13 protein-coding genes are annotated in these 15,161 nt (G+C 70.7%); 7 read left to right on the forward strand and 6 right to left on the reverse strand.

The window, feature by feature from the left end:
* Positions 1-36: 36 nt before the first annotated feature.
* The 5 genes from fdhD to ACIBAG_RS18850 form a co-directional block, all read right to left on the reverse strand.
* Entirely contained in the window at positions 37-891 is an 855-nt protein-coding gene (fdhD, locus tag ACIBAG_RS18830; RefSeq protein ID WP_399106417.1) for a formate dehydrogenase accessory sulfurtransferase FdhD, read from the reverse strand.
* Between the two features lie 71 nt (positions 892-962).
* On the reverse strand, positions 963-1,823 hold the full coding sequence (locus tag ACIBAG_RS18835; RefSeq protein WP_399106419.1) for a 2Fe-2S iron-sulfur cluster-binding protein: 861 nt from the start codon (positions 1,821-1,823) through the stop codon (positions 963-965).
* Positions 1,820-3,643, reverse strand: a complete 1,824-nt coding sequence (locus ACIBAG_RS18840) for an NAD(P)H-dependent oxidoreductase subunit E (RefSeq protein WP_399106955.1) — start codon at positions 3,641-3,643, stop codon at positions 1,820-1,822. Before ACIBAG_RS18840 ends, ACIBAG_RS18835 begins: the two co-directional genes overlap by 4 nt.
* A 5-nt stretch (positions 3,644-3,648) precedes the next feature.
* Complete coding sequence (locus ACIBAG_RS18845) at positions 3,649-5,577, reverse strand: molybdopterin oxidoreductase family protein (RefSeq protein ID WP_399106421.1); 1,929 nt, start codon at positions 5,575-5,577, stop codon at positions 3,649-3,651.
* On the reverse strand, positions 5,574-6,545 hold the full coding sequence (locus ACIBAG_RS18850) for a 2-dehydropantoate 2-reductase (RefSeq protein ID WP_399106423.1): 972 nt from the start codon (positions 6,543-6,545) through the stop codon (positions 5,574-5,576). The genes ACIBAG_RS18845 and ACIBAG_RS18850 overlap by 4 nt, the downstream gene beginning before the upstream one ends.
* A gap of 248 nt (positions 6,546-6,793) precedes the next feature.
* On the opposite strand from ACIBAG_RS18850, the gene ACIBAG_RS18855 reads away from it, so the two are divergent.
* The 4 genes from ACIBAG_RS18855 (at position 6,794) to ACIBAG_RS18870 (ending at position 10,189) form a co-directional block, all read left to right on the forward strand.
* Positions 6,794-8,134, forward strand: a complete 1,341-nt coding sequence (locus ACIBAG_RS18855; protein ID WP_399106425.1) for an OFA family MFS transporter — start codon at positions 6,794-6,796, stop codon at positions 8,132-8,134.
* On the forward strand, positions 8,115-8,249 hold the full coding sequence (locus tag ACIBAG_RS18860; protein ID WP_399106427.1) for a hypothetical protein: 135 nt from the start codon (positions 8,115-8,117) through the stop codon (positions 8,247-8,249). Before ACIBAG_RS18855 ends, ACIBAG_RS18860 begins: the two co-directional genes overlap by 20 nt.
* A 149-nt stretch (positions 8,250-8,398) precedes the next feature.
* Complete coding sequence (locus ACIBAG_RS18865) at positions 8,399-9,337, forward strand: beta-ketoacyl-ACP synthase III (RefSeq protein WP_399106429.1); 939 nt, start codon at positions 8,399-8,401, stop codon at positions 9,335-9,337.
* A 174-nt stretch (positions 9,338-9,511) separates the two neighbouring features.
* A complete protein-coding gene (locus tag ACIBAG_RS18870; RefSeq protein WP_399106431.1) occupies positions 9,512-10,189 on the forward strand; it encodes a GntR family transcriptional regulator in 678 nt (225 codons plus the stop codon).
* 14 nt (positions 10,190-10,203) lie between these two features.
* On the opposite strand, the gene ACIBAG_RS18875 is transcribed toward ACIBAG_RS18870, so the two are convergent.
* The gene (locus ACIBAG_RS18875) at positions 10,204-11,031 is read right to left on the reverse strand and encodes an NAD(P)H-binding protein (protein WP_399106433.1); all 828 of its coding nucleotides are present in this window, start codon (positions 11,029-11,031) and stop codon (positions 10,204-10,206) included.
* 274 nt (positions 11,032-11,305) lie between these two features.
* Here ACIBAG_RS18875 and ACIBAG_RS18880 point away from each other — a divergent pair, with 274 nt between their 5' ends.
* The 3 genes from ACIBAG_RS18880 to ACIBAG_RS18890 all read left to right on the forward strand — a co-directional run bounded on the left by ACIBAG_RS18880 (position 11,306) and on the right by ACIBAG_RS18890 (position 15,159).
* A complete protein-coding gene (locus ACIBAG_RS18880; protein ID WP_399106435.1) occupies positions 11,306-12,487 on the forward strand; it encodes an ROK family protein in 1,182 nt (393 codons plus the stop codon).
* Between the two features lie 135 nt (positions 12,488-12,622).
* Complete coding sequence (locus ACIBAG_RS18885) at positions 12,623-14,143, forward strand: sugar ABC transporter ATP-binding protein (RefSeq protein ID WP_399106437.1); 1,521 nt, start codon at positions 12,623-12,625, stop codon at positions 14,141-14,143.
* Positions 14,140-15,159, forward strand: coding sequence for an ABC transporter permease (locus ACIBAG_RS18890; protein WP_399106439.1), 1,020 nt, complete (start codon positions 14,140-14,142; stop codon positions 15,157-15,159). Before ACIBAG_RS18885 ends, ACIBAG_RS18890 begins: the two co-directional genes overlap by 4 nt.
* The last annotated feature ends 2 nt before the right edge of the window (positions 15,160-15,161 follow it).

The following is a 15,161-nucleotide window of genomic DNA, read 5'->3' on the forward strand; positions in this document are numbered from 1 at the left end:
CGATCGGGGCCCCGCCGCCGTGTCGCGGGGAGCCTGTCAGGCCTGGGCGGCCGCGGTCCGCAGAGCCAGCCGGTGTTCGCCCGCGTACACGTTCATGGAGCTGCCCCGCAGGAATCCCACCAGCGTCAGCCCCGTCTCCGCGGCCAGATCCACCGCCAGCGAGGAGGGCGCCGAGACCGCCGCGAGCACCGGGATCCCCGCCATCACGGCCTTCTGGGCGAGCTCGAAGCTGGCCCGCCCCGACACCAGCAGGATCGTCCGGGACAGCGGCAGGCCGCCCTGCTGCAGGGCGCGGCCGACCAGCTTGTCGACCGCGTTGTGCCGGCCCACGTCCTCCCGTATGTCGAGCAGCTCTCCGTCCTCGGTGAACAGGGCCGCCGCGTGCAGACCCCCGGTCCGGTCGAAGACCCGCTGGGCCGCGCGCAACCGGTCGGGGAGGCCCGCGAGCAGGTCGGGGTCGAGCCGGACCGGGGTGCCATCACCGTCGTCGATGGGCCAGCGGGCCGTCGTACGGACGGCGTCCAGGGACGCCTTGCCGCACAGCCCGCAGGACGACGTCGTGTAGACGTTCCGTTCCAGGGTGATGTCGGGGACGGCCACGCCCGGCGCCGTCTTTACGTCCACCACGTTGTACGTGTTGGACCCGTCGACCGTGGCGCCCGCGCAGTAGACGATGTTCTGCAGGTCGTCCTGTTCGCCCAGCACCCCCTCGCTCACCAGGAACCCCGCGGCCAGCGCGAAGTCGTCGCCCGGCGTGCGCATGGTGATCGCCAGCGGTCTGCCGTTGAGCCGGATCTCCAGCGGTTCCTCGGCGACGAGCGTGTCCGGGCGCGCGGAGACGGCTCCGTCCCGGATCCGGATCACCTTGCGTCGTTCCGTGACTCGTCCCATGTCCCCTGTCCGTCCCGTGTCCGTCCCGTGTCCCGCGTCCGTCCCGTGCCCCAGTGCGTCCCCTGTCCCGGTCAGTCCCGGTTCTGTACGTGCTGGTAGCCGAAGCGGCCCTTGATGCAGAGGTTGCCGTGGGTCACCGGGTTGTCGTGCGGCGAGGTGACCTTGACAATCTCATTGTCCTGCACGTGCAGCGTGAGGTTGCAGCCCACTCCGCAGTACGCGCACACGGTCGTCGTCTCGCTCTGCTCGGTCTCGTCCCACGTACCCGCCGCCCGCATGTCGAACTCGGACTTGAACGACAGGGCCCCCGTCGGACACACCTCGATGCAGTTCCCGCAGTACACGCACGCCGAATCGGTCAGCGGAGCGTCGTGCTCCACCGCGATCCGGGCGTCGAACCCCCGCCCGGCCACGGAGATCGCGAAGGTGTTCTGCCACTGGTCGCCACACGCGTCCACGCACTTGTAGCAGAGGATGCACTTGTCGTAGTCCCGCACATACAGTTCGTTGTCGACCCTCGGCTCCTCGCCGAGCCGCGCCGCGTCCGGGCCGAACCGGTCCGGCTTCGCCTCGTACTCCTTGATCCAGCCGGCGACCTGCGCAGTCGTGGACAGATCCACCGACGAGGCGAGCAGTTCGAGGACGATCTTGCGGCTGTGCCGGGCCCGCTCGGTGCCCGTGCGGACCTCCATGCCGGGCTCGGCCTTCCGCGAGCAGGCCGGCACCAGCGTCCGGGCCCCCTCCACCTCCACGACACACACGCGGCAGGCGTTCTTCGGCCTGAGCGTGTCGCCCTCGCACAGGGTCGGTACGTCCTTCCCGGCCGCCCTGCAGGCGTCCAGAATCGTCGAACCCTCGGGAACCCTGGCCTCCTGCCCGTCGATCGTGAACTCCACCAGCCGGCGCGGCACACCCAGCGGTATCGCGGTCATTCGTACGCCCCCAGACGGTCGATGGCGGATTCCACGGCGTTCCAGGCGGTCTGCCCGAGACCGCAGATCGAGGCGTCCCGCATCGCGCGGCCGACCTCCCTGAGCAGGGCGATGTCATCGGCGGCCGCCGCACCCGTGCGCTCCACGATCCGGTGCAGCGCCTCCTCCTGCCGTACGGTCCCGACCCGGCAGGGCACACACTGCCCGCACGACTCGTCGCGGAAGAACTCGGCGATCCGCAGCAGCAGCCTCGGCAGCGGAACCGTGTCGTCGAAGGCCATGACCACGCCCGAACCGAGAGTCGTGCCCGCCTCCCGCGTGCCCTCGAAGGTGAGCGGGATGTCCGTCTCGTCCGGCCGTACGAAGCCGCCCGCCGCACCGCCCAGCAGCACCGCCCGCAGCCCCTCCCGCACCCCGGCCAGCTCCAGCAGTTCGCCGAGCGTCGCGCCGAACGGCAGCTCGTAGATCCCGGGCCGCGCGACACTCCCGGAGACGCAGAACAGTTTCGGACCCGTGGACTTCGCCGTGCCGATCGCCGCATACGCGGGCGCACCCATGGTCAGGATCGGCAGCACGTTGACCAGCGTCTCGACGTTGTTCTCCACCGTCGGTTTCCCGAACAGTCCCTTCTCCACCGGGAACGGCGGCTTCGAGCGCGGCTCGCCGCGATACCCCTCGATGGAGTTGAACAGCGCCGTCTCCTCACCGCAGATGTACGCGCCCGCCCCTCGCCGGATCTCGATGTCGAAGGCGTATCCCTGCCCGAGGACATCGTCCCCGAGCAGGCCACGCGCGCGTGCCTGCGCGATGGCGTGCTCCAGGCGCCGCAGCGCGCGCGGGTACTCGCCGCGAAGATAGAGGTGGCCTTTGTGGGCGCCGGTCGCGTACGCCGCGATCGTCATCGCCTCGACCAGCGCGAACGGGTCACCCTCCATGATCACGCGGTCCTTGAAGGTGCCCGGCTCCGATTCGTCGGCGTTGCACACGAGATAGTGCGGATGGTCGGGCTGCGACGCCGTGGCCTGCCATTTGCGGCCGGTGGGGAAGGCGGCGCCGCCACGCCCGACCAGGCCGGAGTCGGTGACCTCACGGATGACTCCGGCGGGACCGAGCTCGAAGGCCCGGCGCAACGCCGTGTAGCCGCCGTGGGCCCGGTAGTCGTCCAGCGACGCGGGGTCGACGACCCCGACCCGCCGCAGGAGGGTCAATGAGGGATCTCCGGCCTGAGGAACCGCCATCGCCGCCGCCGGCTCCTGAGCCGCCGAGTCCGGCGCGCTCGCGGCGAGGACCGCGTCGTGCACGGTCGCCGGCGCCGAGACGGCCGTACGCACCGGATCGCCGGCCTTGATCGCGAGCGCCGCCGGAGCCCGTTCGCACAGCCCCAGACACGGACTGCGCTCCACGCTCACCCCACTCCCCGGTCCGAGCCGCGCCTCGATCCCGGCGCACAGCTCGCTCGCCCCGGCCGCCGCGCACGCGAGGTCCGTGCACACATGGAGCACGGTGGCGGGCCGGGGCTTGACCGAGAACATGGCGTAGAAGGTGGCGACGCCGTACGCCTCCGCGGGCGGCACCGTCAGCCGCCGGCACAGGTAGTCGAGGGCGCCCTCGCTGATCCAGCCGATCCGGTCGTTGATGGCGTGCAGCCCCGGCAACAGCAGGTCGCGGCGGTCCCGGGCCGCGCGGCCGCCACGCGCCCACCTGAGGTCGGCGTCGCTGCGGTCCGCGCCCTCCCACGAGGACTGAGGAGGGCCCAACAGGGCGTCCACGGCCGCCCGTTCGTCGTCCGTCGGCTTGCTGTCGCCGAAGTGCAGGTCCACTGAACTCACCTCACGTTCGTCACTACGGTCGCGACGGGCAGCTTCTCGATCCGGATCGCCGACGCCTTGAACTCCGCCGTCCCCGCGATCGGGCAGTTCGCCTCGATCGTCAGCTGGTTGGTGTCCACCTCGTCGGGAAAGTGCATGGTCATGAAGGCCAGCCCGGGCCGCAGCGCGGTGTCGATCCACACGGGTGCGACGACCGATCCGCGCCGCGAGGTCACCTGGACCTCCTCGCCGACCACGACCCCGTAGCGCTCGGCGTCCTCCGGGCACAGCTCGACGTACTCGCCGCGCCGCAGCGGTGAGGCGAAACTCCCGCTCTGCACACCGGTGTTGTAGGAGTCGAGCCGCCGCCCGGTGGTGAGCCGGATCGGGTACTCCTCGTCGGTGAGGTCGACCGGCGGATCGTGCTGGACGATCCCGAACGGCGCCGGCGTCCCGCGCCGGGCCGGATCGTTCTCCCACAACCTGCCGTGGAGGTAGGTCGGTTCGAGTTGCTCCGTGCTCGGACAGGGCCACTGGATGCCCTGGTGCCGCTCCAGGCGTTCGTACGTCATCCCGTAGTGGTCCGGCGAGACCGACCGGAGCTCGTTCCAGACGGCCTCGGCGTCGGCGTACTTCCACTCGTGGCCGAGCCGTGCGGCCAGCTCGCAGATGATGTCGATGTCCTCGCGTGCCTCGCCGGGCGGCGTGACGGCCCGCCGCACCCGCTGAACGCGCCGTTCACTGTTGGTGGTCGTGCCGTCGGTCTCGGCCCACCCGGCCGTCGCCGGCAGGACCACGTCCGCCAGCTCGGCCGTCTTGGTCAGGAAGATGTCCTGGACGACGAGGAAGTCCAGCCGCCGCATACGCCGTACGGCCTGCTCGCTGTCCGCCTCCGACTGAGCCGGGTTCTCGCCGATGCAGTAGACGGCCTTGAGCTCGCCCTCCTCCATCGCCTCGAACATCTGGGTGAGGTTGAGGCCGTAGTGGGGCTGGATGACGGTGTCCCAGGCCGACTCGAACCTCAGCCGGGTGGCCGGATCGAGGATGTCCTGGAACCCGGGCAGACGGTTGGGGATCGCGCCCATGTCGCCGCCGCCCTGCACGTTGTTCTGTCCGCGCAGGGGCTGGAGCCCGGAGCCGTAGCGGCCGACGTGCCCCGTCAGCAGCGACAGGTTGATCAGCGCGCGGACGTTGTCCGTGCCGTTGTGGTGCTCGGTGATGCCGAGGGTCCAGCACAGCTGGGCGCGCTCGGCACGGGCGTAGGCGTGCGCCAACTCCCTTGTCGCGGCGGCCGGTACACCCGTCACCTTCTCGGCGAGCGACAGCGTCCACGGCTCGACCAGCGCCCTGTACTCCTCGAAACCGCTGGTCGCCCGCTCGATGAACGCCTCGTTGGCGAGGCCCGCGTGGATGATCTCGCGGCCGATCGCGTGCGCCATCGGGATGTCGGTGCCGACGTTCAGGCCCATCCAGCTCTCCGCCCACTCGGCGGTGGAGGTACGGCGCGGGTCGACCGCGTACATACGGGCGCCGTTCCTGATCCCCTTCAGCACGTGCTGGAAGAAGATCGGATGCGCGAAGCGGGCGTTGGAGCCCCACATCACGATGACGTCGGTGTGCTCGATCTCCTCGTACGAGGAGGTGCCGCCGCCCGATCCGAAGGCCGCCGACAGCCCGGCGACGCTCGGCGCGTGGCACGTCCGGTTGCAGGAGTCGACGTTGTTCGTGCCCATCACGACACGCGCGAACTTCTGCGCCACGTAGTTCATCTCGTTGGTGGCCCGGGCGCAGGAGAACATGCCGAAGGCGCCTCGGTTGCGCGCCAGGCCTCGAGCGGCCCGGTCCAGGGCCTCCTCCCAACTCGCCTGCCGGAAGGGCTCGTCACGCGAGTCCCTGATCAGCGGATGCGTGAGCCGGGTGTACGTCTTCGGCCGGCGTTTCCTCATGCGGCGCTCCTCAGTGCGAGCAGGTCCGAGATGGCGTGCACGGTGCGCAGGGTGGGCACCTCCACGCCGGTGATCTCCGCCAACTCGACGACCGCGGCGAGAAGTACGTCGAGTTCGAGCGGTTTGCCGCGCTCCAGGTCCTGGAGCGTGGAGGTGCGGTGGTCGCCGACCCGCTCGGCGCCCGCGAGCCGGCGCTCGATGGAGACGCCGACCTCGCAGCCGAGGGCCTCGGCGACCGCGAGCGTCTCGGTCATCATGATCTCGATGACCTTGCGGGTGCCGCCGTGCAGGCACATCTGCCGCATGGTGGCGCGGGCCAGCGCGCTGATCGGGTTGAAGGAGATGTTGCCGAGCAGCTTGAGCCAGATGTCGTTGCGCAGGTCGGGTTCGACCGGGCACTTCAGGCCACCAGCGACCATGGCCTCGCTGAGGTCCGTGCAGCGCTTGGACACGCTGCGGTCGGGTTCGCCGATGGAGAACCGGGTGCCCTCCAAGTGCCGTACGACACCGGGGCCTTCGAGCTCGGTGGCGGCGTAGACGACACAGCCGACGGCCCGTTCGGGCGCGAGCACCGCACTGACCGCGCCGCCCGGGTCCACGCTCTCGACGCGGTGGCCGTCGTGGGGGCCGCCGTGCCGGTGGAAGTACCACCAGGGGATGCCGTTCTGGGCGGCCACGACCGCCGTGGTGTCGTGCAGAAGGGGCTCGATCAGCGGCCCGCACGCCGCGTACGAGTTGGCCTTCAGGCCCAGGAAGACGTAGTCGACCGGGCCGACCTCGGCCGGGTCGTCGGTGGCATGGGCACGGGCGGTGAAGTCGCCGCGCGCACTGAGCACCCGTACTCCGTGCTGCCTCATGGCCGCGAGATGCGGTCCACGGGCGATCAGGTGCACGTCGGCGCCCGCACGATGGAGCGCGGCTCCGACGTAGGCGCCGATGGCACCGGCGCCGAGGACTGCAACTTTCACTTCGGAACGCTCCGTTCGGTCGAGGGAGTACCGCGGAGGTGGCTGGGAAGCAGTGTCCAATCAGTCGAGTATCGTCGACTGAATATTGTCTACAGTATGGATATGGGGTCAGCAAGGGTTCGCGCAGAGCCTTCGGTGGGGATTTCCGGACGGCGTTCGACCGTTCGTCGCGCCCGGCATACCGCTCACCGCATACGGTCGACGCGCCGCCTTCTCAACTGCCCGGCGCCTCCTTACCGTTCGGGATCATGAGTCCCCCTGTCGCACCCCCGGGATGGAGCCGCTGGCTGGTTCCGCCCGCCGCTCTCTCGGTTCATCTGTCCATCGGCCAGGCCTACGCCTGGAGCGTGTTCAAGCCGCCGCTGGAATCAGCCCTCGGCCTAAGCGGCACGCAGAGCGCGCTGCCGTTCCAGCTCGGCATCGTCATGCTCGGCCTGTCCGCCGCGTTCGGCGGCACGCTGGTGGAGCGCAACGGTCCGCGCTGGGCGATGACCGTCGCCCTGATCTGCTTCTCGTCCGGCTTCCTGCTGTCCGCCCTCGGCGCGGCGACCGAGCAGTACTGGCTGATCGTCCTCGGGTACGGCTTCGTCGGCGGCATCGGCCTCGGCATCGGCTACATCTCGCCGGTCTCCACACTGATCAAGTGGTTCCCCGACCGGCCGGGCATGGCCACCGGCATCGCCATCATGGGCTTCGGCGGCGGCGCGCTCATCGCCTCGCCCTGGTCGGCGCAGATGCTGGAGTCGTTCGGCAGCGACAGCTCCGGGATCGCGATGGCGTTCCTGGTGCACGGACTGTCGTACGCCGTCTTCATGCTGCTCGGCGTACTGCTGGTCCGGGTGCCGCGCACCGAGAAGCCGGTCGGCGACGGGCCCGGCGCCTTCGACGGGCCGCAGGTGTCCGCCCGCAACGCCGTGCGCACGCCCCAGTTCTGGTGTCTGTGGGTCGTGCTCTGTATGAACGTGACCGCGGGCATCGGCATCCTGGAGAAGGCCGCCCCGATGATCACGGACTTCTTCGCGAACACCTCCACCCCCGTGTCGGTGTCGGCCGCCGCCGGCTTCGTCGCCCTGCTCTCCGCCGCCAACATGGCGGGCCGCATCGGCTGGTCGTCCACCTCCGACCTGATCGGGCGGAAGAACATCTACCGCGTCTACCTGGGCGCGGGCGCGCTGATGTACGGCCTGATCGCGCTGGCCGGCGACTCATCGAAGCCGCTGTTCATCCTGTGCGCGCTGGTGATCCTGTCCTTCTACGGCGGCGGTTTCGCCACGATCCCCGCCTATCTGAAGGACCTCTTCGGCACCTATCAGGTGGGCGCCATCCACGGTCGGCTGCTCACCGCCTGGTCCACGGCCGGCGTGCTCGGGCCGCTGATCGTGAACTGGATCGCCGACCGGCAGGAGGAGGCGGGCAAGGACGGCTCGTCGCTGTACACGCTGTCCCTGTTCATCATGATCGGGCTGCTGGCCGTCGGCTTCGTCGCCAACGAACTCGTCCGGCCCGTCCACCCCCGCCATCACGTTCCCGCCCCGGCGTCGAACGAGCAGAAGGACAAGGAGGCCGCGGATGTCCAGCGACAGCAGTAGCACGCCGCCCGACCGGCGGGGACTGATCGCCTTCGCCTGGGTGTGGGTCGGGGTGCCGCTCGCGTACGGGGTCTACGAACTCGTACAAAAGGCGACGCAGCTGTTCACCGGGTAGGTGTTCGGAAGTTGTTCGGGCGTCCGACGGTCTGAGGGAAGCCGACAATGCGGGCGCCCGATTCCTGTGGCATCACGTGCCGCTGTACCCGTGAGTCACTGATCAGACTGGTGAATCCCGCTACCCGAGGTTCGAGGGGATCACCAACGATGAACGGCTCGCGCATCGCCGCCGTCGGTCACTACCAGCCCGCCAAGGTGCTCACCAACGAGGACCTGGCGGGCATGGTCGACACCAGTGACGAGTGGATCATGAGCCGGGTGGGCATCCGCACGCGTCACATCGCCGGACCCGACGAGCCGGTCGACGAACTGGCCGCCCACGCCGCCGCCAAGGCGCTCGCGGCGGCCGGGCTCGCCCCCGGTGACATCGACCTGGTGCTGGTCGCGACCTCCACCGCCATCGACCGCTCCCCGAACATGGCCGCCCGTGTCGCGGCCCGCCTCGGCATCCCCTCGCCCGCCGCGATGGACGTCAACGTCGTCTGCGCGGGCTTCACCCACGCCCTCGCCACCGCCGACCACGCCGTGCGCGCGGGCGCCGCGGCCCGGGCGCTGGTCATCGGCGCCGACAAGATGTCCGACGTGACCGACTGGGGTGACCGCACGACCTGTGTGCTGGTCGGCGACGGGGCGGGCGCGGCCGTCGTGGAGGCGTCCGAGGAGGCCGGGATCGGGCCGGTGCTGTGGGGCTCGGTGCCCGAGATGGGGCACGCCGTGCGCATCGAGGGACAGCCCGCGCGGTTCGCGCAGGAGGGGCAGAGCGTCTACCGCTGGGCCACGACACAGCTGCCGGCCATCGCCCGCGGGGCCTGCGAGCGGGCGGGCCTCGCGCCCGAGGACCTCGCCGGAGTCGTGCTGCACCAGGCCAACCTGCGCATCATCGAGCCCCTCGCCGAGAAGCTGGGCGCGGTCAACGCGGTGGTCGCGCGCGATGTCGCGGAGTCCGGGAACACCTCGGCGGCGAGCATTCCGCTGGCGTTCTCCAAGCTCGTGGAGCAGGGCAGGATCTCCGGCGGGGATCCGGTGCTGCTGTTCGGGTTCGGGGGGAACCTGTCGTACGCCGGGCAGGTCGTCCGCTGTCCCTGACGGTCCCTGGCGCCTGCGTTCCGTGGCCCGACCGCCCTGGTGTGATGTGGCCAACTCCCCGGTTCTCTGGCCTTTGTGCGCCGTAGACTGTAGACGAAAGACAATTGATACTGGCTTTCCGTGACGGTCGGCTACGGCATGCAGTCGCCCGGTGTTCGCCCAGGAGGGGGACGGATGTTGTCGGCAGGACTACCGCAGGGTGCGGTGCCCAAGCTCGAACGGCCGGGCCCGCTGCGCGACCGCGTCTACGAGGCGCTGCTCGAACTCATCACCACCCGCGCCCTCCAGCCCGGCCAGCACCTGGTCGAGAGCGAACTGGCAGGCCACCTCGGCGTGTCACGGCAGCCGGTGCGCGAGGCGCTGCAGCGGCTGAACACCGAGGGCTGGGTCGATCTGCGGCCCGCGCAGGGCGCGTTCGTGCACGAGCCGACGGAGGAGGAGGCCGACCAGCTCCTCAGCGTACGTATGCTGCTGGAGGCCGAGGCCGCGCGGCTCGCCGCGGCGAACGCGGACAGCGAGGGCATCGCGGCCCTGGATGAACTGGTGGCGCAAGGCCTCAAGGCCGTCGCCTCCGACGACGTGGACGCCGCGGTCGCCCTGAACGCCGCGTTCCACGCCAAGATCATGGAGCTGGCGGGCAACTCGGTGCTGGCCGAGCTCGCCGCTCAGGTCGACCGCCGGGTGCGCTGGTACTACACACCGGTCGCCCGCCTGCGCGGAGGGCAGTCCTGGAGCGAGCACCGCGAGTTGATCGGCGCCATCGCCGACCACGACGAGGAGCGCGCCACCCAGCTCATGCGTGAACACACCGAGCACACCCGCCGCTCGTACCACGCACGCCAGCGGCCGTAGTTCAAGAGGTCCTCTCAGAACGCGTCCGCGTGCCCCCGAGCCCACTGCGCGAACGTACGCGGCTCCCGGCCCGTGACCTCCCGCACCGTCGGCAGCACGGTCGACTCGTCCAGGGTGCCGTCGACGAAGAAGCCGAAGAAGGCATCGACGTACGGCTTCGGCATACGGGCCTCCATCTCCACGCGCGCCTCCTCGTGCGCGAGCCCGACGGGGCGCAGATCCCGGCCCAGCACCTCGCCGAGGACGCGGACCCGGTCGGCCGGCAACAGCGCCTCGGGACCGGTCAGTTCGAGGGCCTGGCCCGCGTACTCGTCCGACAGCAGGGCACGCAGGGCGACCCGCGCGATGTCGTACGGGTCGATGTCGGCCGTGCGCACATCCGGGAACGGCACCCGCACCTCGTCGCCGTTGCGGATCTGGTCCGCGAGCTGCAGCGCGTTCGACATGAAACTCGTCGGGCGCAGGAAGGTCCAGGCCAGGCCCGACTCGCGTACGGCGGCCTCGGCGTCGATCAGGTAACCGGCGACCGCGTTTCCCGTGTCGCCGGTCCCGGCCGACTTCCCGGACAGCATCACGACCCGCTCCACGCCCGCCGCTCGGGCGTCGGCCAGGATCTGCCGCTGCCCGGCGTAACCGGGCATCAGGAACATGGCCCGTGCGCCGTCGAGCGCGTCCCGCACCGTACCGGGCCGGTTCAGGTCGCCCGCCACGGCCGCCACGCCGGGCGGCAGCCCGTCCGCCCGGCCGGCGCGGCTCATCGCACGCACCGGTTCCCCGGCCTCCGCCAGCGCCCGCACCAGCTCGGCACCCACGTTCCCCGTGGCACCCGTCACCAGAAACATCCGGTCCCCCTCTCCCCGTGCCGGACCGCGGCAGACCCGGCGCCGTGCCCATCCTGGGGGTCGGCGCGCGATGGCGCCAGGGCGCTGTACGGCCTTCTCCAGCCCATGGTCATCCAGCTTTGTCCTGTGAGTGGAGAAAGTTGACGGCAATCTCTGCGCAACTTCTTCCCACTCCCGGCCGCCGCTGCTACGTTCCCCTCGAAAGCAGGCCACAGAGGTGGCCGAAACCCGGCGCGCACAGGCCGATCGAGGCGGGGAGGGGCTCGTGAGACGTATGACGGCTCGACCCGCGAACGCCCATCAGGCCAAGCTGCTCAGGCTGTTGCGCGACGGGGGGCCCAACTCCCGGGCCCAGCTGGGCGATCAGATCGACCTCTCGCGGTCCAAGCTGGCCGTGGAGGTGGACCGCCTGCTGGAGACCGGTCTGGTCGTGGCCGACGGACTCGCCGCCTCGCGCGGCGGCCGCCGCTCCCACAACATCCGGCTCAACCCGGGGCTGCGTTTCCTCGGTGTCGACATCGGCGCGACCTCGGTCGACGTCGCCGTCACCAACGCCGAACTGGAGATCCTCGGCCACCTCAACCAGCCCATGGACGTCCGTGAGGGCCCGGTCGCGGTCTTCGAGCAAGTCCTGTCCATGGCGGCGAAGTTGAGGGCCTCCGGGCTCGCGGAAGGATTCGACGGCGCCGGCATCGGCGTCCCCGGACCGGTCCGCTTCCCCGAGGGCGTCCCGGTCGCTCCGCCGATCATGCCGGGCTGGGACGGCTTCCCCGTGCGGGAGGCGCTCAGCCAGGAACTCGGCTGCCCGGTCATGGTCGACAACGACGTGAACCTCATGGCGATGGGGGAGCAGCACGCGGGCGTCGCACGCTCCGTGGGCGACTTCCTCTGCGTCAAGATCGGCACCGGCATCGGCTGCGGCATCGTCGCGGGCGGTGACGTGCACCGCGGTGTCACCGGCAGCGCGGGCGACATCGGGCACATCCAGGCCGTGCCCGACGGCCGCCCGTGCGCCTGCGGCAACCGGGGTTGTCTGGAAGCCCACTTCAGCGGGGCGGCCCTCGCCCGGGACGCCGTGGAGGCGGCCCAGCAGGGACGGTCCGAGGAACTTGCCTCGCGGCTGGCGGCGAACGGCACCCTGACCGCCGTCGACGTCGCCGCCGCGGCCGCAGCCGGCGACGCCACCGCGCTCGACCTGATCCGCGAGGGCGGCAACCGCGTCGGCCAGGTCATCGCAGGCCTCGTCAGCTTCTTCAACCCCGGCCTGGTGGTGATCGGCGGCGGGGTGACCGGCCTCGGCCACAACCTGCTCGCCGCGATCCGCACCCAGGTCTACCGCCAGTCGCTGCCCCTCGCGACCGGCAACCTGCCCATCGTCCTGGGGGAGTTGGGCCCCACCGCCGGAGTCATCGGCGCGGCCCGGCTCATCAGCGACCACCTGTTCTCGCCGGCGTGACACCTTTCCGGAACCCGTAACACCGTTCGGAGTGGCACCACACCAGCACAGCGCCCTGCTCTGCCCTGCCTGAAAACGCCCGCCCCGCAAGGGAACCGCCCTGAAACCGGCCCGCACGCCCGCCAAGGGGACCTCATGGCACCAGAACCACCGCTGCTCAGCATGTCCGGCATCACCAAGTCGTTCCCCGGAGTCCGCGCCCTCGACGGGGTCGACCTCGACGTCCAGGCCGGTGAAGTGCACTGCCTGCTCGGCCAGAACGGCGCCGGAAAATCCACTCTCATCAAGGTCCTCGCCGGCGCCCACCAGCCCGACACCGGCACCATCCGCTGGCGCGGCGAGGAGGTCACCCTCCGCTCGCCCATCGCCGCGATGCGTCTCGGTATCGCGACCATCTACCAGGAACTCGACCTCGTCGAGCACCTGTCGGTCGCCGAGAACGTCCACCTCGGCCATGAGCCCACGGCCGCCGGTTTCGTCGTCCGCGGAAAGGCCGCGCGGGTGTCGACAGCCCAGCTCCTCAAGCGACTCGGGCACCCGGAGATCGACCCGGCCCGGCTGGTCGGGGAATTGTCGGCGGCGCAGCAGCAGATCGTGTCCATGGCGCGGGCGCTCTCCCACGACGTACGGCTGATCGTGATGGACGAGCCGTCCGCCGCCCTCGACCCGGACGAGGTCGACAACCTCTTCCGCATCGTCGGCGACCTCACCGCGAGCGGCGTCGCCGTCGTGTACATCTCGCACCGGCTGGAGGAGATCCGCCGCATCGGCGACCGGGTGACCGTGCTGAAGGACGGGCGGGCCGTGGCGGGCGGGCTTCCGGCGAAGTCGACGCCGACGCGCGACGTCGTGGCGATGATGACGGGACGCAATGTCGAGTACGTCTTCCCCGAGCGGCCGACCGGCGACGCGGCGGCCGGGCAGCCGCTGCTGGAGGTGCGGGGGCTGGCCCGCGATGGTGAGTTCGAGCCTCTCGACCTGAGCGTGCGGCCCGGTGAGATCGTCGGGCTCGCCGGGCTGGTGGGCTCGGGGCGGTCGGAGATCCTGGAGACGGTATACGGGGCGCGGAAGCCGACATCCGGTCAGGTGCTGGTCGAGGGACGGCCGTTGAAACCCGGCAGTGTCCGCGCCGCCGTCCGCGCCGGCCTCGGGCTCGCACCCGAGGAACGCAAGGCGCAGGCGCTGCTGATGCTGGAAACCGTCACCCGCAATGTGTCGGTGTCGTCCATGTCCCGCTTCTCGCGCGGCGGCTGGATCGACCGGGCCGCCGAACTGCGGGCCGCGCGCGCCGCGACGCGTGAGCTGTCGCTACGGCCCGACAACCCGTCCGTGCCGGTGCGCACCCTGTCCGGCGGCAACCAGCAGAAGGCCGTCCTGGCCCGCTGGCTGCTGCGCGGCTGCCGCGTCCTGCTGCTCGACGAACCCACCCGCGGCGTCGACGTCGGCGCCCGCGCCGAACTGTATGCAGTCGTCCGTCGACTGGCCGACGAAGGCCTCGCCGTACTGCTCGTCTCCAGCGAAGTGCCCGAAGTCCTCGGCCTCGCCGACCGCGTACTGGTCCTGCGCGAAGGCCGCGTCGTTCACACCGCGCCCGCGCGCGAACTCGACGAACACCGCGTACTCGACCTCGTCATGGAAGGAAGCCCGGCGTCATGACGCAGCACGCCTCCCCGCCCCGGGACAGCACCGGCAAGGTGCCCCCGGCCGGCGCGGCGCCCGCCTGGCGCGGCCTGATGGCCCGCGCCGACGTGCGCACCCTCTCCCTGCTCGGCGTCCTCGCCGCGCTGATCGTCATCGGCGGCATCACCAAGCCGGACCAGTTCCTGGACACCCGCAACCTCCAACTCGTCCTCACCCAGGCCTCCGTGATCGGCGTCGTCACCGTCGGCATGACCTTCGTCATCGTCTCCGGCGGCATCGACCTGTCCGTCGGCGCGATCGTCGCGCTGGCCTCGGTGTGGGCGACGACGGTCGCGACACAGGAGTACGGCTTCGGCGGCATCCTGTTCACGGCGGTGATCGTCGGCGTGGGGTGCGGCCTGGTCAACGGGGTGCTGATCGCGTACGGCGCGATGGTCCCCTTCATCGCCACGCTCGCCATGCTGGCCTCCGCGCGCGGACTCGCCCTGCAGATCACCGACGGCAAGACGCAGATCGTCACCGTGCCCTCCGTGCTGGACCTCGGTGAGCGTGACGCGTATGTGCTCGGCATTCCGCCGCTCGTCATGGTGTTCGCGGTCGTGACGATCATCGGCTGGCTGATCCTGAACCGCACCACCTTCGGGCGGCGCACGGTCGCCGTCGGCGGCAACGCGGAGGCGGCCCGGCTCGCCGGCATCGACGTCCGCCGCCAGCGGCTCTACCTCTACCTGCTGTCCGGGCTGTGCTGCGGCATCGCCGCCTTCCTGCTGATCGTCCTGTCCGGCTCCGGCCAGAACACCAACGGCAACCTCTACGAACTCGACGCCATCGCGGCCGCGATCATCGGCGGCACACTGCTCAGCGGGGGGCGCGGCACCATCGTCGGCTCCGTGCTGGGCGTCCTGATCTTCACCACGATCACCAACATCTTCGCCCTGAACAACCTGCAGAGCGACGTCCAGCAGATCGCCAAGGGCGCGATCATCGTCGCCGCCGTGCTGGTCCAGCGCCGTACCGCGAGCACGACCTGAGG

This window comes from Streptomyces sp. NPDC051243, assembly GCF_044455405.1.
Classification (GTDB): Bacteria; Actinomycetota; Actinomycetes; order Streptomycetales; family Streptomycetaceae; genus Streptomyces.